This window comes from Ferrovibrio sp. GW821-FHT12D07 (assembly GCF_058807275.1).
In genome coordinates this window covers 303286-322008 of the sequence record NZ_JBXAQN010000001.1, presented here as the reverse complement: position 1 = coordinate 322008, position 18723 = coordinate 303286, and the positions used below count along the sequence as shown (strand labels likewise).

Below are 18723 nucleotides of genomic sequence, written 5' to 3'. Positions count from 1 at the left end.
GCGTGACATGCTCCGTTACGCAGAACTGTAACAATCGTAAACGACTGAGTTCATTGACCATTTCGGAGCCGCTCCATAGAGTCCGCCGCCATGAGCGAATTGCCCGCGCTGCTGCGTCTCGGCCTGGTCCCGGGCTCGCTGAAAACCCTCCGCCAGCATCCGCTGCTTGCCGGGCGCACCATTCGCCGCATCCAGTCCCAGCTTCGCCTTCTTGATACCGTCGATCGTCGCTTCGCTGCCGCCGGCTGGCTCTGCCTCGGCACCGAGGATCGCGCCGGCATGCGGCATGTGATGCTGCCGGTTTCCGGCCAGGCGCAGCCCGATGCGCCGGCGGTGGATGGCGACCTGCAGCTGCTGGCCGAGGGCAAGCTGACCGGACAGTCGATCAGTCTCGACCGCAACGGCCAGACCCTGGATGTGCAGAGCCATACGATTGAACTGCAGCGCGGCAAGCAGACAGTGAGTTATGACGCGCTGGTGCTGCAGGGTGCCGCCGATTCCGCCGCCGATGCGCTGAATTCTTTTGCCGCCGAACTCAGTCTCGATCTCGGCCTGCGCTGGACCGGCGCCGCGCCGCTGGTGCAGGCGGCCGCCGATCTGGGCGTGGTCGAACCGCCGGCGCTGCGCGCCGCTGTCTTCGAGATCGCGCTGAACGAAGATTCGGATACCGCAGCCGCTTTTGTCGGCATCGCGCGCCAGTGCCTGGCGCAGTTCGATGCCAATATCGCACCGGTGCTGCGTGACCGCGATATCGAAGGCGTGCATCAGATGCGGGTGGCGTTGCGCCGCCTGCGCTCGGCCATCGGGCTCTTCGCCGACATGCTGAATGGCGACCGGCTGTCGCCGCTGCTGGAAGACCTGCGCTGGCTGAATGGCCCGCTGGGCCGCAAGCGCGATCTGGACGTGTTCATCGTTGAGACGCTGGTGCCGCTGCGGGCCATGTCCGATGCGCCCAAAGGATTGCAGCATCTGGCTACTGTGCTGGAAGACCGCCGCGCGGCCGCGCAGGAAGCACTGCAATCGGCGCTGCTGGCGCCGCGGCTGGCCGCTTTCCGGCTCAGCTTCGAGACCTTCCTCGATGCGGTGCTGGATGGCGGCGCGGTAAAGGCCGCGGACATCGCTGCCCTGCCGGTGCCGCGCTTTGCCGCCGGCGTACTGCAGAAGCGCCGCAGGAAGCTGCGCAAACTGGGCAAGCAGCATGACGCGCTGGATACCGAGGCGCTGCACGAGCTGCGCATCCGCGCCAAGAAGCTGCGCTATGCCGCCGAATATTTCCGCGGCGCCTTTGGCCGCAAGGAAAGCCGGCGCTTCATCGGCGCGCTGGCGCAACTGCAGGATTGCCTCGGCGCCCTGAACGATGCGGCTGTCGGCACCACGCTGATCAGCAACATCCTGCCACCGCCGTCGCACGATCCGGCCGCTGCCGCCATCGCCGCCTGGTTCGCCGGGCGGCAGCAGCTGCAGCTCGCGCATCTGGGCGCGGCCTGGAAAACCCTGGATGGCATCAAGCCGTTCTGGAAAGACGCGCTCGAAGACTGAAGGCTCAGTCGATCAGCTTGCCGTCAGGACCGTGGAAGGGATGCGGCCCGTCGTAATCGCCGATTGCCACCGTGTGGCTGACCAGCTTTTCGTCATGCCACCAGTGCAGCATGTAGCCCGGTGGCTCCATGGTGAAACGGCTGGGCGCCTCGTCATCGATATCCAGCGCCACCTGATGCGCCGGACTGGGGCAGGTCAGCGCCGTGCGGCCGCCGACATCGGCGCGGATCACGCGATGCAGATGGCCGCAGAGGATCAGTTTGATCTGTGGATATTTTGCGACCACCTTTTCAAAGCCGTCCGACCCCTTCAGGCCGATCTTGTCCATATGGCCGATGCCGGTGATGAAGGGCGGGTGATGCATCATCACCAGCGTCGGCACATCGGGCTTTTTGCCAAGTGTCTCGTCCAGCCAGGCCAGCCGCTTGTCGCACAGCTCGCCACCGCCCTGGCCGGGGATCACGGTATCCAGCCCGATGATGCGCAGCGGATAGTCGTCCTCGATCACGAACTGCAGGAAGCTGCCACGCTCGCGCGGCAGATAGCCGTCGGCGGCGAAGGCATCGCGCATGGCGTCGCGTTCGTCATGGTTGCCGGGAATGGCGATGATGCGCTGCCGGATGGGGCTGAGAATGGATTTCAGATGGTCGTATTCCTCGGGCCGGCCGAGATCGACGAGGTCACCGGTCAGCAGGATCAGGTCGGGCTGCTGCTTCAGCGTGGCCAGATGCGCGACACAGCGCTCCAGCATCACCGCTGTATCGACCTTCCGGTAGGCCAGCTTGCCCGGCAGCTTGATATGGGTGTCGGTAATCTGGGCGATCAGCATGGGGCGCTGCTCCTTTACGCTTACAGAACCAGTATACCGCGCGGGTCGATGGCGAGGCCAACCTGTTCGCCATGGGTGAAATCGCGGCGCGCCGTGCTTTCCACCACCAGCGGCTGCGGCTCGCCGGCATCGACGAACAGCCGCGTGCGGTCGCCGAGGAAGAAGGCCGCCGCGATGGTGCCGCGCAGACCGGTCTGCTCGCCGGCCTCTGCGATGCGGATGTCTTCGGGGCGGAACAGGATTTCGGTGACATTGGCCGGGGCGTCGGCCCAGGCCATGTCGCCGGCGCGGCAGGTGAAGACGCCATTGCGCGCGGCGCCGTTCAGCCGGTTCATGGTGCCGATGAAATCGGCGACAAAGCGCGTGGCCGGCTTCTGGTAGATGTCGCGCGGTGCACCGATCTGGGCGACGCGGCCATGCTCCATGACCACGATGCGGTCGCCCAGCGCCATCGCCTCGGCCTGATCATGCGTCACATAGATGGCGGTGATCTTGAGCGAGCGCAGCAGGGTGTCGATCTCCAGCCGCAGCGTGTCGCGCAGCTTGGCATCCAGCGCGGTCAGCGGTTCATCCAGCAGCAGCGCACGCGGCCGCACGGCGAGCGCACGGGCGAGCGCCACACGCTGGCGCTGGCCGCCGGAAAGCTGGTCGATCTTGCGGTTGGCCAGCTTCTCGATCTGCATCATCCCCAGCATCTCGCCCACGCGGGTGCGGATCTGTTCAACCGGCATTTTGCGGATCTTGAGGCCATAGCCGATATTCTCGGCCACCGACATGTTGGGGAAGAGTGCGTAGGACTGGAATACCATGCCGACGTTGCGCTGCTCGATCGGCGTGTTGGTCACATCCTTGCCATCGAACAGCACCTTGCCGCCGGCATCGGGCTCTTCCAGACCGGCAATGATGCGCAGCGTGGTGGTCTTGCCGCAGCCCGATGGCCCGAGAAAGACGACGGTTTCGCCGGCATTGATGGACAGATCGAGCGGCTCCAGCGCGCGCGTGCCGTCGGCAAAGGTCTTCGCGCAATTGGTCAGCGCGATCGACATCGGGATGAAGGCATCACTCATGGGTATCGTCCTCGGCAACAAACTTTTTCAGGCGCGGCTGCGCAAAGGCCTGCAGGGCCAGCAGCAGCGGCATGATCATCAGGAAGAAGACCAGCGTATAGGCACTGCCGATCTCCAGGCGCAAAGAGGCATAGGCATCGGCCAGACCAACAGGCAGCGTCTTGGTGAAGGGCGTGTGCAGCAGCCAGGTCATATTGAACTCGCCCATCGACAGCGTCACCACCATCAGCGAACCGGCGAGAATGCCAGCGCGGCAATTGGGCAGCACGATGTCGCGGAAGCGGGCGAAGAAACCCGCGCCGAGTGAAGACGCGCCTTCTTCGAGGGTCTTGAGGTCAATCGCCATCAGCACGGCCAGCACGCTGCGCACCATGAAGGGCAGGGTGAACAGCACATGGCCGACCAGGATGAACATCCAGCTGGTGCGGAAGCCCGACAGGCCGCCATAGGTGACGATCAGCGCCAGCGCTGTCGCCAGCCCCGGCACGGCGACCGGCATCACCAGCAGTTCCTCGATGGCGCGGCTGAGCGCGCTCTGACGGCGCGCCAGTACGTAAGCCGTCGGGATGCCGAGGATCAGCGTCACGACAAGACAGGCCAGCGAGATGCCGATGGAGAGGAAGATGGTGTTGCGATAGCCGTTCCAGACTTCCATCACCCAGCGCAGCGTCAGCCCGCTTTCGATGCCGACGATGTAGTTCACGGTCAGGCCGGCCATGATCGAGAGGAAGACCGGCACGATCAAGAAGGCGCAGACCAGCAGGGTGAAACCGAGCTGCAGCAGGAAGAGGGTTTTCTTGTGCATGATCTTACCCTGCCCCTCTTAGCCGGCTGCCGCGACGGTGCCGCCGGCGGCGGTGCGCGCCAGCGCCAGCACGATCCAGGTGATGGCGCCGAGCACGAAGCTGAGCGCCGCCGCCATGGCGATGTTGGCCGACAGCGTGAACTCGGTATAGATCACCATCGGCAGGACATTGATGCGCGCCGCCAGTGTGAACGCCGTGCCGAACGCACCGACGGCGGTGGCGAAGCAGATCGCACCGGCCGAGATGAAGGCAGGCTTCAGGCCCGGGATGATCACGTCGGTGACGACACGGAAGGGCGAGGCGCCAAGCGAGCGCGCGGCTTCCTCAAGCTTGGGATCGAGCTTCTCGGCGGCCGCCATCACGGTGAGGATGGTGCGCGGAATCGAGAAATAGACATAGCCGAGGAACAGGCCGCTCAGCGAATAGGCGAAGACGATCTTCTCGTCGAACAGCGCATTGCTCACCTGCCCGATCAGGCCCTGGCGACCGGCCAGCATGATCACCATGAAGCCGATGACGACGCCGGGAAAGGCAAGCGGGAAGGTCAGCATGGCGACCAGCGCGGCATTGCCGGGAAACTTGTGGCGCTGCAGGAACACGCCGGAGATGCCGCTGATGATCAGCGTCACGACGGTGGTCAGCGCGGCGACCATCATGGTGGCCAGCAGGCTGTTGAAGTAATTCGTGTTGGTGATGATGGCGGCATAGGCGGCCCAGCCATCCTTGCCGCTGCCGCCGATCAGGAACAGCTCGGCCATCGGAATCAGGAAAAAGGCCGCAAAGAATATGCCGGCCGGCAGCAGCAACAGAATCAGGCGTCGCGTTTCGCGTTGCATTTTTTAATTATTTCCTCCGCAGGAAGAGACGGGCGGCCCAATGACGGGCCGCCCGTGGCACTCAGTTCACTTCCTTGTTGTAGCGCTCGACGATCGAGGGCGTCGCGGTCGCCAGTTTCTTCAGGTCGACGGGCTTGGCGCGGGCATAATCGGCGTCGGGCAGGAATTTCGCCTTGGCATCCGCCGAGAGATACTCGGGGAAGACCGGACGCAGATAGGCGTTGCCCCACATGGTCTGGCTGTCGGCCGAGAGCAGGAAGTCGAGCACCTTCTTGCCGTTGTCCGGGTTCGGGCCGTTCTTGGCCAGGCCCATCACATAGGGGAAGACGACAGTGCCTTCCTGCGGGATGACGAACTCGATCGGCGCCTTGTCGGTATACTTGCCGCGATAGGCGTTGAAGTCGTAGTCGATCATGATCGGGATTTCGCCCGAGATGACGCGGGCATAGGCGGTCTGCTTCGGCACGATGGCGTCGTTCTTCACCAGCGCCTTGAAATACTTGATCGCCGGATCGAGGTTGTCGTAGGTGCCGCCGACGGCGAGGTTCACCGCCATCACGCCGACCTGGCCGACGGCGGCCGAGGTGGGATCAAGATAACCGACCATGCCCTTGTATTCGGGCTTCAGCAGGTCGGCCCAGCTCTGCGGCACCGGCTTCTTGCCCAGCGCCTGCTTGTTGACGAACAGGCCGAGCGTGCCGGAGTGGATGGTGAACCAGTAGCCGTCCGCATCCTTCAGGTTGGCCGGAATCTTGTCATAACCCGCCGGCTTGTAGGGGGTGATGATGTCGGCATTCTTGGCCTGGTCCGAGGAGCTGCCGCCCATATAGACCATGTCGGTCACCGGGTTGTTCTTCTCGGCGATCATCGCGGCAATCGACTGCCCGGTATTCTTGTTGTCCGGCGGCATGGTGATGCCGAGCTTGCTCTGCACGGCCTTGAGCTGCGAGGCCCAGTCGGCCCATTCCGGCGGGCAGTTGTAGCAGACCGCGCGCTGCTGTGCGTTTGCGTCGGCGATGCCAAGCGCACCAATCATCAAGGTGGTGGCAAGCAGGATACGTTTAAACATGATCAGCCTCTCCCGTTTATAGATGCAGTGGTGGCGATGTCGTCGGACCAGACGACGAGACGGACGCCGGCATCGCGCAACTGGTCGGCGATGGCGGCGGGAACCGGGCGGTCGGTGAATACCGCGTGCGCCTCGGTGATATGGCCGCCGCGCACCGTGGCGTTGCGGCCGAATTTCGAATGATCCAGCACCAGGAAACGCTGGCGGCAATGCTGCACCAGGCTCTGGCGCATGTGCACTTCATCGGGGCTGAAATCGAGCAACGTGCCATCCTCGGCCACGCCGGCGGCGCCGAAAATGCCGATATCGGCGGAGTAGCGGCTGAAGAAGCCGTGCGCCTCGCCGGCGATCACGTCGCGATCGAGATTGCGCATGCGCCCGCCGGCCAGCGTGATCTCGCAGGCGGGATTGCGCGCCAGCGCCATCGCCACGTTCACGTTGTTGGTCATGGCGCGCAGGTTCAGGTGATCGACCAGCGCCAACGCGCATTGCTCGGGTGTGGTGCCGATGCCGAAGAACAGCGACGCGCCCTCGGGCACATGCTGCGCCACCAGCTCGCCGATGCGGCGCTTGGCCTGGTAGTTCAGCACCTGGCGGGCAGGATAGGCGAGGTTCTCGCCCTCGGGTGGCAGCTCGACGCCGCCGTGTTTCCGGCGCAAAAGGCCGCGGTCGCAGAGCAGGTTGACGTCGCGCCGGATGGTCTGCGGGGTCTTGTCGAACTGCGCCGCCAGCGCATCAATGGTCTGGTACCCGTCGCGGCGCACCAGCTCGATGATGGCGCGCGCGCGGTCGTCGGCCGAAAGGTCGGCGCCCATGCTGGTCGTTTCCTGTCCCATACGGCCTGTCATGCGCGAATGAACATGCAAGCCGTTTATTTCGTTAAAATGACATTCACATGAAAATTTGGCTTACGTCAAATGAACATTGTTTTGCAGTGCGAAGAGGTGGCAGCTTGGGGCATGACCTCCTTCCGCCCCCTCTATCTGCTTCCGGTTGCCCTCCTGCTGGTTGCTGCACCGGTGCGTGCCGCCGGCATCGACGGTGCAACCCTCGATCTCTTCTGGGGTCTGCCGTTCGCCGGCATGCTGCTGTCCATTGCGCTCTTGCCGCTGGTCGCGCCGGCCTTCTGGCACCATCACTACGGCAAGATCGCGGGCGCCTGGGCGCTGGCCTTCCTGGTGCCGTTCGGCCTGCGTGAGGGCATCGGTGCGGCCGCGCATGTCGTGGTCGATGTGGCCCTGCTGGAATACCTGCCCTTCACCATCCTGCTGCTGGCGCTGTTCACCATTGCCGGCGGCGTGCGCATCACCGGCAACCTGCATGGCAGTCCGGCGCTCAACACCGGCCTGCTGGCGCTCGGCACGCTGCTCGCCAGCATCATGGGCACCACCGGTGCGGCCATGCTGCTGATCCGGCCGCTGATCCGCGCCAACGACACCCGCCAACATAATGTGCATGTGGTGGTGTTCTTCATCTTCCTGGTCGCCAATGTCGGTGGCGCGCTGACGCCACTGGGGGATCCGCCGCTGTTCCTGGGGTTCCTCAACGGCGTCGATTTCTTCTGGACGCTGAAGGCGATGCTGCTGCCCACCCTGCTGCTCAGCGCCATCCTGCTGGGCGCCTTCTATCTGATCGACCGCCATTACTATGTGAAGGAAGGCGTGACGCGCGACCCGACGCCCGATACCAGGGACTTCGGCATGGAGGGCGCGATCAACCTGCTGCTGCTCGGCGGCGTGGTCGGCGCGGTCCTGCTGTCGGGTGCCTGGAAACCCGCATGGAACCTGAGTGTTTTCGGCGTGACAGTCGAGGCGCAGAATCTGGCGCGCGACGTGATCCTGCTGGCGCTGGCCGGGCTGTCGCTGCTGGTCACCAGCAAAGACAGCCGCAGCGCCAACGGATTCAGCTGGGAGCCGATCGCCGAAGTGGCCAAGCTGTTTGCCGGCATCTTTCTCACCATCGTGCCGGTGATCGCCATCCTGCGCGCCGGCCCTGAAGGCAGCCTGCAGGGCCTGATCGCGCTCAGCACCGATGCCGATGGCGTGCCGCGCGACGAGATGTATTTCTGGCTGACCGGGTTGCTCTCTGCGTTTCTCGATAACGCGCCGACCTATCTGGTCTTCTTCTACATGGCCGGTGGTGATGCACCGACGCTGATGGGGCCACTGGCCAGTACATTGCTGGCGATCTCGATGGGCGCGGTCTACATGGGCGCGCTCACCTATATCGGCAATGCACCGAACTTCATGGTCAAGGCCATTGCCGAACAGGCCGGCATCCGCATGCCCGGCTTCTTCGGCTACATGGCGTGGTCCTTCCCACTGCTGCTGGGGCCGTTCGCGCTGATCACCCTGCTCTGGTTTTTCTAGGCACTAAAGCCCGGCCCGCGAGTTGCTGTCAGGTCACTGTTGCGGCTTCGCACAAGGAAACCCGATGAAACAGCAAACCCACCGTCGCGCCCTGAGCACGGGCCGGCGGAATGCCGCGAAAACCGCTACGCTGGGCATGGTCGCCGGCGAGGTGATCGCCCGGCGCCTGATGCTGGCGGCCGGCGGCGACCATGGCGAAGCCGGGCGCATGGTCAGCGAGAAGGTGAGCGCGGCCACGCTGGCAGGCGCGGTTCTGATGCAGCATGCACTGCGCATGGCGATCGGGCTCGGCAGTTTCGGGCTGGCGGAATCCTTCAGCCTGGCGCGCGGCATGCAGGCGATGGCCGTGGCACCCAGCATCGATGTCGTCTGGCGTGCACAGGTGGCGATGATGCAGGCGGCCTGGCCGCGTTGGCAGGATCAGTCAATGGCGCTGGGCACGGCGCTTGCTGCCTCGGGCACAGCTGCGATGGCGCCGGTCTATCGCACGGCGGCCGCGAATGCGCGGCGGCTCGGCCGCTAAGCGGTCACTCTCAAGTGCTGGGCCTGCGCAACGCTAGCCCCAGACAGATCGCCCAGCCAATCACGGTCCAGCCGACCACCAGGTTGGCAGCCAGGATTTTCTGTCGCCACGGATGCTGCCGCCGCCAAGCCAGCAGGCTGGGCAGGAAATACACGGCTGCGATCAGCAGCCCCATGACGACGGTGGGGAATCCGGCACCCATGAGGGCAGGATAGGGCTTGCCTGCGACGTTGCAAACCCGGGGCAAAGCCATTGGCTGGGACGGCAAAATCGCTATAGTCCCGCCCAGATCAGTCCTTTCGCAGAGGAAACAGCCTCATGTCGCTGCGCAACCAGCTTGTCACCGTTTTCGGCGGGTCCGGTTTCATCGGCCGCTATGTCGTCCAGAAGCTGGCCCAGCAGGGCGCGCGCGTGAAGGTGGCGATCCGCCGTCCCGAAGAAGGCCTGTTTCTCAAGCCCATGGGCGCGGTCGGCCAGATCGAAATCGTGCAGGCCAATATTCGTGTTGCCCCCTCGGTGCAGGCCGCGGTGCGCGGCTCCGATGCGGTGATCAACTGCGTCGGCATCCTGTTCCAGCGCGGCGCGCAGAAATTCGACGTGGTGCAGGGTCGCGGCGCTGAACTCGTGGCCGCTGCCGCCGCCGAAGCCGGTGTGAAGAAGATGGTGCAGGTCTCGGCCATCGGCGCCAATGCCGACAGCACGTCTGACTATGCCAAGAGCAAAGCGGCGGGCGAGGCCGGCGTGCGTCGCCGCATGCCCAACGCCACCATCATCCGTCCCAGCGTCGTGTTCGGTCCGGAAGACGATTTCTTCAACCGCTTTGCCGCAATGGCGGCCATGGCGCCTGTCCTGCCGCTGGTCGATGGCGGCCATACGAAGCTGCAGCCGGTCTATGCCGCCGATGTGGCCGAAGCCATCGTGCGCGCGCTCACCGATGACGCGGCAGTCGGCCAGACCTACGAACTCGGCGGGCCGAAGACCTACAGCATGAAAGAGATCATGCAGCTCACCCTCGATACCATCCACAAGAAGCGCCTGCTGGTGCCGATGCCCGGCGCGCTGCTGAAGCCGCTGGCCTTTGCGCTGGAACTGCAGCCGATCTTCGCGCCGCCGATCACGCGCGACCAGATCGAACTGCTGAAAGCCGACAATGTGGTGGGTGAAGGCGCGAAGGGCCTGAAGGATCTCGGCATCGACCAGCCGACGCCGGTGGAAGGCATGATCGAGACCTATCTCTATCGCTACCGTCGCGGCGGCGGCAAGTTCGAGCCGCGCTTCTCCTAAAGCTTCAAGGCTTCTCTCCAGCGGCGACCGCCGGCAATCTGCCGGCCGTCGCTCAAGTCCACGGTGAAGTCGCCGCTGTCATTGCTGCTGGTGCCGCGCACATGGCGCCGGTTTACCAGCCGCGAGCGATGGATGCGCACGAAACCCTGCGCCGCCAGATCGGTTTCCAGCGCGGCCAGCGTCTGCCGTTGCAGCCAGCTTTTCTCTTTCAGATGCAGCTCGACATAATTGCCCGCTGCTTCCGCCCACAGGATTTCTGCCGGGTCGAGCCAGACGCGTTTCGTGCCGTCGCGCACCTCGATGCGCCCCTCTGACATCGGTGCAGGCACGGGTGCGGGGACTGCGATGAAGGTGACGATGCCGCGCCGGCGTGCGGCGGCCAGCAGCCAGACCAGCACCACCATGCCGAGATAGATCACCGCATCCTTGCGGATTTCATAGAGCAGTTGCAGGCCAAGCTGGCCTTCGCGGCCGAAGCGGTAGGTCTGGCCGAACAGCGGGAAGACCAGATATCGCAAGGCTGCCATGCCGCCGATATGCGCGGCGCTGCCAACCGCAAAACCGGACAGATGTCCGGCGATGGTGCGCGGCCAACCGATGCGGCCGGGATCGAGCCGGGCAGTCCAGCGCAGCAGCAGGGGCGTCAGGACAAACAGCATGACCACACTGGTCAGCTCGGTAACGGCATAGCACCAGACCGGCAGGGCGATGCCGTTGCGGGTGTCCTCGATCCAGAAGGAGGATGCGCCCAGTCCGGCGGCCAGCAGCAGGGCAGCGGCATAGCCGATCCACAGGCGTTTCGAAAAGCCGATGTATTCCGCGGTATTGCCGCTCGTCACAGCTGACCCGCCGCTCGTCCCGCCGGCATTGGCGGCGCCAGTGGCGGCTGGCACAGACGGTTCAGGACCGTGACGGAGTGGGGATTCCATGTCGGACATGAGTGAGCGTCGCTACGATCTCGACTGGCTGCGCATCGCCGCCTTCGGACTGCTGATCCTATACCACATCGGCATGTTTTTCGTCTCCTGGGACTGGCATGTGAAAAGCGCCCATGCCGGTCCGGGAGATCCGCTTGGCTTGCAGCCGCTAATGCTGCTGACCAATCCCTGGCGGCTGGCGCTGCTGTTCCTGATCGCCGGCTGCGCCACGCGCTTCATGGCCGACAGGATCAATCGTGGTGCGATGGCGCGAAGCCGCAGCCTGCGCCTGCTGCTGCCGGTGCTCTTCGGCATGCTGGTGATCGTGCCGCCGCAGACCTATTACGAGATCGTCGAGAAGCTCGGCTATGCCGGCGGCTGGATCGACTTCTATGGCAAATACATCACGATGTATGACGGTTGGCGGCCGGGCGGGAAACCGCTGCTCGTGCCGACCTGGAATCACCTGTGGTTCGTCGTCTACCTCTGGGTCTACACCATGCTGGTGATCGCGCTGCGACCACTCCTGCATTGCTTGCCGTTGCAGGGTGCTGCCGCGATGCTGCGCAATCCCTTCGCGCTACTGCTCGTGCCGCCGCTGCTGTTCGGCCTGCTGCGGCTGTGGCTGCGGCCGCTGTTCGGCGAGAGCCATGCGCTGGTCGGCGACTGGTATCTGCATGCCATGTATCTGGCGCTGTTTCTTATCGGCTACGGCATCGCCAGGGACGAGGCGATCTGGTGCAGCATCGATCGCCTGCGCTGGCCGGCCTTTGCGCTGGCACTGCTCGCCTATGCGGGTCTGGTCTGGTTCAAGGTCGGGGGCGGCTGGCGTGCGATGGTCTGGGCGGCCGATCAGTGGATGTGGATCATCGCGTTGCTCGGTTTCGCGCGGCGGTGGCTCAATCATGACGGTCCTGTGCGCCGCTATCTCACCGAGGCGATCTTTCCCGTCTACATCCTGCACCAGACCGTGATCGTGGTGGCCGGCCATCACCTGACCCCGCTCGGTCTGCCGGCCTGGGGCGAGGGGCTGATCCTGCTGGCGGTCACCGTCGCGGCCTGCTGGGGCGGGTATGAACTGCTGCGCCGTGCGGCTTGGCTGCGTCCCCTGGTCGGGCTCAAACCCCCAGACCGGTCCGGGCCCGAAAAACTGCCGGCTTTTTAGCCGATTCTTTCCACTATATAATTCAATAGCTTAAATAAATTAAAGTCTCAAAACGGACCTAATTCAGAGTCATCCACAGCTAAAAGCCATTCGCAGGCCGACAAAACCCTGGCGCAACAATTGAAAAGGTCATCAAAGCTGTCCTATCGAACATTTTTTGCTTGATCGCCAAGGCCTCCCGCAATAAAAGTTGCGCTCCGCCCCAGTGTATCGGTGTTTCGCGTCCATTCTGACGTCTCAAACCCGTCACCGGGGCATCCCTGAAGTCTGAAGTCCCTGCCCCCAGGGTGTTGTTGGAGCGTTTGTGATGGCCGAGAAGATGCTGAAGTTCGTGCAGACCGCCCAGGCAATGCCTGAGAAGCGCGCGGCCACCGAACGCGCCCATGACTTCGACGAGATCTATCGCGAATTCGCCGCCACCAAGGCCGACGAGCAGGCCTCGCGCTGCTCGCAATGCGGCGTGCCGTTCTGTCAGGTGCATTGCCCGCTGCACAACAACATCCCCGACTGGCTGCGCATGACCGCCGAAGGCCGCCTCGAAGAGGCCTACGAGATCAGCCAGGCGACCAACACCTTCCCCGAAGTCTGCGGCCGCATCTGCCCGCAGGATCGCCTGTGCGAAGGCAACTGTGTGATCGAGCAGTCGGGCCACGGCACCGTCACCATCGGTTCGATCGAGAAATACATCACCGAGAAGGCCTTCGAGGAAGGCTGGGTGCAGGCTCCGCATCCCGCGAACGGCGAACGCCCGCAGAGCATCGGCATCATCGGCGCCGGCCCTGCTGGTCTCGCTGCCGCCGACAAGCTGCGCCGTCTCGGCTATCAGGTGCATGTCTATGATCGTTACGACCGCCCCGGCGGCCTGCTGATCTATGGCATCCCGAACTTCAAGCTCGAGAAGAGCGTGGTCGAGCGCCGCTCGAAGCTGTTCGCCGATGCCGGCGTGAAATTCCATCTCAACTTCGAAGTCGGCCGCGATGCCACGCTGGACGACCTGCGCAAGAAGCATGACGCCGTGCTGATCGCCACTGGCGTCTATGCCTCGCGCGACATGCAGGCGCCGGGTTCGGGCCTGGGCAACATCGTGCCGGCCATGACCTATCTCACCGCCAGCAACAAGCATGGCCTGGGTGACAAGGTTGCTGATTACGAGAACGGCAAGCTGGATGCCAAGGGCAAGCGCGTCGTCGTCATCGGCGGCGGCGACACCGCCATGGACTGCGTGCGCACCGCGATCCGCCAGGGCGCGACCGCCGTGCACTGCTTCTATCGCCGCGACAAGGCCAACATGCCGGGCTCGATGCGCGAAGTGAAGAATGCCGAGGAAGAGGGCGTGGAATTCGCCTGGCTGTCGCTGCCCAAGAGCTTCCGTGGTGAAGGCAATGTCACCGCCGTGCATGCCGGCCGTATGAAGCTCGGCCCGGCCGATGGTTCGGGCCGCCAGATGCCGGTCGAGATCGAGGGCGCGGATTTCGACCAGCCCGCCGATATCGTGATCAAGGCGCTGGGCTTCGATCCGGAAAATCTGCCGCAGGACTTCAAGGCGCCGAACCTGGAAGTCACGCGTTGGGGCACCGTGAAGATTTCGGCCCGCAGCAAGATGACCAGCATGCCGGGCGTGTTCGCCGCCGGCGACATCGTGCGCGGCGCCAGCCTCGTCGTCTGGGCGATCCGCGACGGTCGCGACTGCGCCGATGCGATCCATCAATACATTCAGGCCAAGGCGCAGCCGTCTGCTGCCGCCGCAGAGTAAGGGAGTCCACCCATGAGCATCGAAAAGAGCTACGTCGAGCAATGGCAGGACGAGACCAAGCATCTGTCGGAGACCGGCATGTACCGGCCCGAGGAAGAGCATGACGCCTGCGGCGTCGGGCTCATTGCTTCGCTGGATGGCCAGCCGCATCGCAGCGTCGTCGCCGCCGGCATCACGGCGCTGAAGGCGCTGTGGCATCGCGGCGCGGTGGATGCCGATGGCAAGACCGGCGACGGCGCCGGCATCCATGTGCAGATTCCGCAGGATTTCTTCCGCGAGCATGTGCGCCGCTCGGGCTTCGAGCCGGGCGAGGGCAAGCTCGGCCTGGGCATGGTTTTCCTGCCCAAGACCGATCTGTCGGCGCAGGAAACCTGCCGTACCATCGTCGAAACGGCCATTCTCGACTTCGGTTACGGTATCTACGGCTGGCGCCAGGTGCCGGTCGACGCCACCATCATCGGCGAAAAGGCCAATGCGACGCGCCCCGAAATCGAGCAGGTGCTGATCGAGAACCGCCTGAACAAGGATGACGGTGCGTTCGAGCGCGACCTCTTCCTGATCCGTCGCCGCATCGAGAAGCAGGTGCTGAACGCGCATATCAGCGACTTCTACATCTGCTCGCTGAGCTGCCGCTCGGTGATCTACAAGGGCATGTTCCTCGCCGAACAGATCGACTACTTCTATCCCGATCTGCAGGACGAGCGTTTCGTCTCCACCTTCGCCATCTATCACCAGCGCTATTCGACCAACACCTTCCCGACCTGGCGTCTGGCCCAGCCGTTCCGCATGCTCGCCCATAACGGCGAGATCAACACGCTGCGCGGCAACGTCAACTGGATGAAGAGCCACGAGATCAAGATGGCCTCCGAGGCCTTCGGTGATTTCTCCGACGACATCAAGCCGATCGTGCAGTCCGGCTCGTCCGATTCTGCTGCGCTCGACTCGGTGTTCGAGGTGCTGGTGCGCGCCGGGCGTACGGCCCCGATGGTGAAGACCATCCTGATTCCGGAGCCGACCTCGAACAAGCCGCTGATGCCGCAGGCGCATCGCGATCTCTACGCCTATTGCAACTCGATCATGGAGCCTTGGGACGGCCCGGCCGCGCTCTGCGCCACCGATGGCCGCTGGGCTGTCGCCGGCCTGGACCGCAACGGCCTGCGCCCGATCCGCTACACCATCACCACCGACAATCTTCTCATTGTCGGTTCGGAAACCGGCATGGTGCCGGTGCCGGAGCAGAATGTCGTCAAGAAGGGCCGCGTCGGTCCGGGCGACATGATCGCCATCGACCTGAAGAAGGGTCGCCTCTATCTCGACCGCGAGATCAAGGACAAGCTGGCCGGCGAGCATCCGTACGGCGAGTGGGTCAAGAACATCACCACGCTGGAGAAGATCAAGGACGCCGCCCCGGTGGCCAAGAGCTTCACCAAGGACGAGCTGCGCCGCCACCAGCTGGCCTTCGGCCTGACGCTGGAGGACATGGAGCTGATCCTGCATCCGATGGGCGAGGACGCCAAGGAAGCCATCGGCTCCATGGGCGACGACACGCCGATCGCCGTGCTGTCGGAACAGTATCGCGGCCTGCATCACTTCTTCCGCCAGCAGTTCAGCCAAGTCACCAATCCGCCGATCGACTCACTTCGTGAAAAGCGCGTGATGAGCCTGCGCACCCGCATGGGCAACCTCACCAACGTGCTGGACGAGGATGCCAAGCAGGTCGCCATCCTGCTGCTGGAAAGCCCCTGCCTGTCGAATGCCGATCTGGCCCGCGTGCTGAAGTATGCCGAGAAGACCACGGCCAAGATCGACTGCACCTTCCCGGTCAATGCCGGCGAAGGCGGCCTGCGCGACGCGCTGAAGCGCATCCGCGCCGAGGCCGAGAATGCTGTGCGCGGCGGTGCCGCCCATATCGTGCTGACCGACGAGGGCATGAACGCGAACCGCGCCGCGATCCCGATGATCCTGGCCACGGGCGCCGTGCACAGCCATCTGGTCCGTCAGGGCCTGCGCACCTTCACGTCGCTGACCGTGCGTTCGGGCGAATGCCTGGATGTACATTATTTCGCCGTGCTGATCGGCGTCGGCGCCACCAGCGTCAACGCCTACCTGGCCGAAGCCTGCCTGGTCGACCGCGTCAACCGCGGCCTGCTCGGCAAGCTGACGGCGGAAGAAGCCGTCAATCGCTTCAAGGATGCGGTCGATGGCGGCCTGCTCAAGGTGATGTCCAAGATGGGCATCTCGGTGATCAGCTCCTATCGCGGCGGCTATAACTTCGAGGCGCTGGGCCTGTCGCGTTCGATGGTGGCCGATCTCTTCCCCGGCATGCCGTCGCGCATTTCCGGCATCGGCCTGATCGGTATCCAGAAGATGGTTCTGGGCCTGCATGCCAAGGCCTACAACCAGGATGTGACGGCGCTGCCCGTCGGCGGCATCTATCGCTACCGTCGCGGCGGCGAGGCCCATGCCTGGGAAGCCAACCTGATCCACATGATGCAGGAAGCCGTGGGCGGTGAGAATTACACGCTGTTCAAGAAGTACACGGCGGGCCTGCGCGAACTGCCGCCGATCTCGGTGCGCGACCTGCTGGAGATCAAGCCGGCCAGCAGCGCGATTCCGATCGAGCAGGTGGAATCGGTCACCGAAATCCGCAAGCGCTTCATCACGCCGGGCATGTCGCTCGGCGCGCTGGGCCCGGAAGCCCATGAGACGCTGACTATCGCGATGAACCGCATCGGCGCCAAGTCGGATTCCGGTGAAGGCGGTGAAGCACCCGAGAATTTCAAGCCGCGTCCCAATGGCGACAACGCGAACTCGGCGATCAAGCAGGTGGCGTCTGGTCGTTTTGGCGTTACCGCCGAGTATCTGAACAACTGCCGCGAGCTGGAAATCAAGGTCGCGCAGGGCGCCAAGCCCGGCGAGGGCGGCCAGCTGCCCGGTTTCAAGGTCACCGAGCTGATCGCCAAGCGCCGCATGTCGACGCCGGGCGTGATGCTGATCTCGCCGCCGCCGCATCACGACATCTATTCGATCGAGGATCTGGCGCAGCTGATCTACGACCTGAAGCAGATCAATCCGGAAGCCCAGGTCGCCGTGAAGCTGGTGTCGGAAGCCGGCATCGGCACGATCGCGGCCGGCGTGGCCAAGGCGAAGGCCGACGTTATCCTGGTGTCGGGCCATGTCGGCGGCACCGGCGCGTCGCCGCAGACGAGCGTGAAATATGCCGGCACGCCCTGGGAAATGGGCCTGTCGGAAGTCAACCAGGTGCTGACGCTGAACAAGCTGCGGCATCGCGTGAAGCTGCGCACCGACGGTGGCCTGAAGTCGGGCCGCGACATCGTCATCGCGGCCATGCTGGGTGCGGAAGAGTATGGCATCGGCACGGCGGCGCTGGTGGCGATGGGCTGCATCATGGTGCGCCAGTGCCATTCCAACACCTGCCCGGTCGGCGTCTGCACGCAGAATGACGCTCTGCGCCAGAAGTTCACCGGCACGCCGGAAAAGGTGATCAACCTGTTCAGCTTCATCGCTGAAGAGGTGCGCGAGATTCTCGCCGACCTCGGCGTGAAGTCGCTGGACGAGATCATCGGCCGCACCGACCTGCTGATGCAGGTCAGCCGCGGCGGCGCGCATCTCGACGATCTGGATCTCAACCCGATCCTGGCCCAGGCCGACAGTGGCGAGCATGCGCGCTACTGCACGCTGGAAGGCCGCAACGAGGTGCCGGATACGCTGGATGCCCAGATGCTGGTCGATGCTGCACCCGTCTTCACGCATGGCGAAAAGATGCAGCTCGCCTACAACATCCAGAATACCCATCGTGCCATCGGCACGCGGCTCAGCTCGCATCTGGTGCGCAAGTTCGGCATGACGGGCCTGAAGCCCGGCCATATCACCGTGCGCCTCACCGGTTCGGCCGGTCAGTCCTTCGGCGCCTTTGCCGTGCAGGGCCTGAAGCTGGAAGTCTTCGGCGATGCCAATGACTATGTCGGCAAGGGCCTGTCAGGTGGCACCATCGTGGTGCGGCCGTCGCCGGCTTCGCCGCTGATGCCCAAGACCAACGAGAACACCATCATCGGCAACACGGTGCTGTACGGCGCGACCAGCGGCAAGTTGTTTGCCGCTGGCCAGGCGGGCGAGCGCTTCTGCGTGCGCAACTCCGGCGCCACCACGGTGATCGAGGGCTGCGGCTCGAACGGCTGCGAATACATGACCGGCGGTCGTGTGGTCGTGCTGGGCAAGGTGGGCGACAACTTCGGCGCCGGCATGACCGGCGGCATGGCCTTCGTCTACGATGCCGAGGACCAGCTGCCCATCGCCATCAACGATGAAAGCGTGGTCTACCAGCGCATCGCGTCGAGCTACTGGGAAGGCGTGCTGCGCGGCCTGATCGATGAGCATATCCGCGAGACCCAGTCGGTCTTCGCCAGCAACCTGTTCAGCGACTGGGACATCGCCAAGACCAAGTTCTGGCAGATCTGCCCGAAGGAAATGGTCAACCGTCTCGAGCATCCGCTCGTGCCGGTGGCTGCAGAAGCCGCCAAGCGCGCCTAACGGAGTACAGTCTTC

General features: G+C 64.2%; 15 protein-coding genes. 7 read left to right on the top strand and 8 right to left on the bottom strand.

Annotation, left to right across the window (positions count from 1 at the left end):
- Positions 1-90: 90 nt before the first annotated feature.
- On the top strand, positions 91-1539 hold the full coding sequence (locus tag AC1RRE_RS01610) for a CYTH and CHAD domain-containing protein (RefSeq protein ID WP_492979302.1): 1449 nt from the start codon (positions 91-93) through the stop codon (positions 1537-1539).
- A 4-nt stretch (positions 1540-1543) separates the two neighbouring features.
- Here the strand turns inward: AC1RRE_RS01610 and AC1RRE_RS01605 are convergent, their stop codons facing one another.
- The 6 genes from AC1RRE_RS01605 to AC1RRE_RS01580 form a co-directional block, all read right to left on the bottom strand.
- Positions 1544-2368, bottom strand: a complete 825-nt coding sequence (locus tag AC1RRE_RS01605) for a phosphodiesterase (RefSeq protein ID WP_492979301.1) — start codon at positions 2366-2368, stop codon at positions 1544-1546.
- Between the two features lie 20 nt (positions 2369-2388).
- Positions 2389-3435 carry an ABC transporter ATP-binding protein gene (locus AC1RRE_RS01600; protein ID WP_492979300.1) on the bottom strand — a complete coding sequence of 349 codons (1047 nt, stop codon included), beginning with the start codon at positions 3433-3435 and terminating at the stop codon, positions 2389-2391.
- A complete protein-coding gene (locus tag AC1RRE_RS01595) occupies positions 3428-4240 on the bottom strand; it encodes an ABC transporter permease (protein ID WP_492979299.1) in 813 nt (270 codons plus the stop codon). The genes AC1RRE_RS01600 and AC1RRE_RS01595 overlap by 8 nt, the downstream gene beginning before the upstream one ends.
- A gap of 18 nt (positions 4241-4258) precedes the next feature.
- Positions 4259-5077 carry an ABC transporter permease gene (locus AC1RRE_RS01590; protein WP_492979298.1) on the bottom strand — a complete coding sequence of 273 codons (819 nt, stop codon included), beginning with the start codon at positions 5075-5077 and terminating at the stop codon, positions 4259-4261.
- 61 nt (positions 5078-5138) lie between these two features.
- A complete protein-coding gene (locus AC1RRE_RS01585) occupies positions 5139-6146 on the bottom strand; it encodes an extracellular solute-binding protein (RefSeq protein ID WP_492979296.1) in 1008 nt (335 codons plus the stop codon).
- A 2-nt stretch (positions 6147-6148) separates the two neighbouring features.
- Positions 6149-6961, bottom strand: coding sequence for a DeoR/GlpR family DNA-binding transcription regulator (locus AC1RRE_RS01580; protein ID WP_492979295.1), 813 nt, complete (start codon positions 6959-6961; stop codon positions 6149-6151).
- A gap of 144 nt (positions 6962-7105) precedes the next feature.
- Between AC1RRE_RS01580 and AC1RRE_RS01575 the strand changes: the two genes are divergently transcribed.
- Positions 7106-8515 (top strand): sodium:proton antiporter, encoded by a 1410-nt coding sequence (locus AC1RRE_RS01575; protein ID WP_492979294.1) that lies wholly within the window; start codon positions 7106-7108, stop codon positions 8513-8515.
- Positions 8516-8579: 64 nt separating this feature from the next.
- Positions 8580-9038 (top strand): hypothetical protein, encoded by a 459-nt coding sequence (locus AC1RRE_RS01570; protein WP_492979293.1) that lies wholly within the window; start codon positions 8580-8582, stop codon positions 9036-9038.
- A gap of 10 nt (positions 9039-9048) precedes the next feature.
- On the opposite strand, the gene AC1RRE_RS01565 is transcribed toward AC1RRE_RS01570, so the two are convergent.
- Complete coding sequence (locus AC1RRE_RS01565) at positions 9049-9240, bottom strand: superinfection immunity protein (RefSeq protein ID WP_492979292.1); 192 nt, start codon at positions 9238-9240, stop codon at positions 9049-9051.
- 116 nt (positions 9241-9356) lie between these two features.
- On the opposite strand from AC1RRE_RS01565, the gene AC1RRE_RS01560 reads away from it, so the two are divergent.
- Positions 9357-10322: a complex I NDUFA9 subunit family protein gene (locus AC1RRE_RS01560; RefSeq protein WP_492979291.1), complete on the top strand. Its 966-nt coding sequence runs from the start codon at positions 9357-9359 to the stop codon at positions 10320-10322.
- On the opposite strand, the gene AC1RRE_RS01555 is transcribed toward AC1RRE_RS01560, so the two are convergent.
- Complete coding sequence (locus AC1RRE_RS01555; RefSeq protein ID WP_492979290.1) at positions 10319-11161, bottom strand: LytTR family DNA-binding domain-containing protein; 843 nt, start codon at positions 11159-11161, stop codon at positions 10319-10321. The genes AC1RRE_RS01560 and AC1RRE_RS01555 overlap by 4 nt on opposite strands.
- A gap of 88 nt (positions 11162-11249) precedes the next feature.
- Here AC1RRE_RS01555 and AC1RRE_RS01550 point away from each other — a divergent pair, with 88 nt between their 5' ends.
- From AC1RRE_RS01550 to gltB, 3 genes are all read left to right on the top strand, one after another.
- A complete protein-coding gene (locus AC1RRE_RS01550) occupies positions 11250-12404 on the top strand; it encodes an acyltransferase family protein (protein ID WP_492979289.1) in 1155 nt (384 codons plus the stop codon).
- Positions 12405-12711: 307 nt separating this feature from the next.
- On the top strand, positions 12712-14157 hold the full coding sequence (locus tag AC1RRE_RS01545; RefSeq protein WP_492979288.1) for an NAD(P)-dependent oxidoreductase: 1446 nt from the start codon (positions 12712-12714) through the stop codon (positions 14155-14157).
- Positions 14158-14169: 12 nt separating this feature from the next.
- Positions 14170-18708, top strand: a complete 4539-nt coding sequence (gltB, locus tag AC1RRE_RS01540) for a glutamate synthase large subunit (RefSeq protein WP_492979287.1) — start codon at positions 14170-14172, stop codon at positions 18706-18708.
- The last annotated feature ends 15 nt before the right edge of the window (positions 18709-18723 follow it).

What these genes read in the sequence shown, in the direction of transcription:
- AC1RRE_RS01610 (WP_492979302.1), top strand. Translation starts at nt 91, where the DNA reads ATGAGCGAATTGCCCGCGCTGCTGCGTCTCGGCCTGGTCCCGGGCTCG.
- AC1RRE_RS01605 (WP_492979301.1), bottom strand. Translation starts at nt 2,368, where the DNA reads ATGCTGATCGCCCAGATTACCGACACCCATATCAAGCTGCCGGGCAAG.
- AC1RRE_RS01600 (WP_492979300.1), bottom strand. Translation starts at nt 3,435, where the DNA reads ATGAGTGATGCCTTCATCCCGATGTCGATCGCGCTGACCAATTGCGCG.
- AC1RRE_RS01595 (WP_492979299.1), bottom strand. Translation starts at nt 4,240, where the DNA reads ATGCACAAGAAAACCCTCTTCCTGCTGCAGCTCGGTTTCACCCTGCTG.
- AC1RRE_RS01590 (WP_492979298.1), bottom strand. Translation starts at nt 5,077, where the DNA reads ATGCAACGCGAAACGCGACGCCTGATTCTGTTGCTGCTGCCGGCCGGC.
- AC1RRE_RS01585 (WP_492979296.1), bottom strand. Translation starts at nt 6,146, where the DNA reads ATGTTTAAACGTATCCTGCTTGCCACCACCTTGATGATTGGTGCGCTT.
- AC1RRE_RS01580 (WP_492979295.1), bottom strand. Translation starts at nt 6,961, where the DNA reads ATGGGCGCCGACCTTTCGGCCGACGACCGCGCGCGCGCCATCATCGAG.
- AC1RRE_RS01575 (WP_492979294.1), top strand. Translation starts at nt 7,106, where the DNA reads ATGACCTCCTTCCGCCCCCTCTATCTGCTTCCGGTTGCCCTCCTGCTG.
- AC1RRE_RS01570 (WP_492979293.1), top strand. Translation starts at nt 8,580, where the DNA reads ATGAAACAGCAAACCCACCGTCGCGCCCTGAGCACGGGCCGGCGGAAT.
- AC1RRE_RS01565 (WP_492979292.1), bottom strand. Translation starts at nt 9,240, where the DNA reads ATGGGTGCCGGATTCCCCACCGTCGTCATGGGGCTGCTGATCGCAGCC.
- AC1RRE_RS01560 (WP_492979291.1), top strand. Translation starts at nt 9,357, where the DNA reads ATGTCGCTGCGCAACCAGCTTGTCACCGTTTTCGGCGGGTCCGGTTTC.
- AC1RRE_RS01550 (WP_492979289.1), top strand. Translation starts at nt 11,250, where the DNA reads ATGTCGGACATGAGTGAGCGTCGCTACGATCTCGACTGGCTGCGCATC.
- AC1RRE_RS01545 (WP_492979288.1), top strand. Translation starts at nt 12,712, where the DNA reads ATGGCCGAGAAGATGCTGAAGTTCGTGCAGACCGCCCAGGCAATGCCT.
- gltB (WP_492979287.1), top strand. Translation starts at nt 14,170, where the DNA reads ATGAGCATCGAAAAGAGCTACGTCGAGCAATGGCAGGACGAGACCAAG.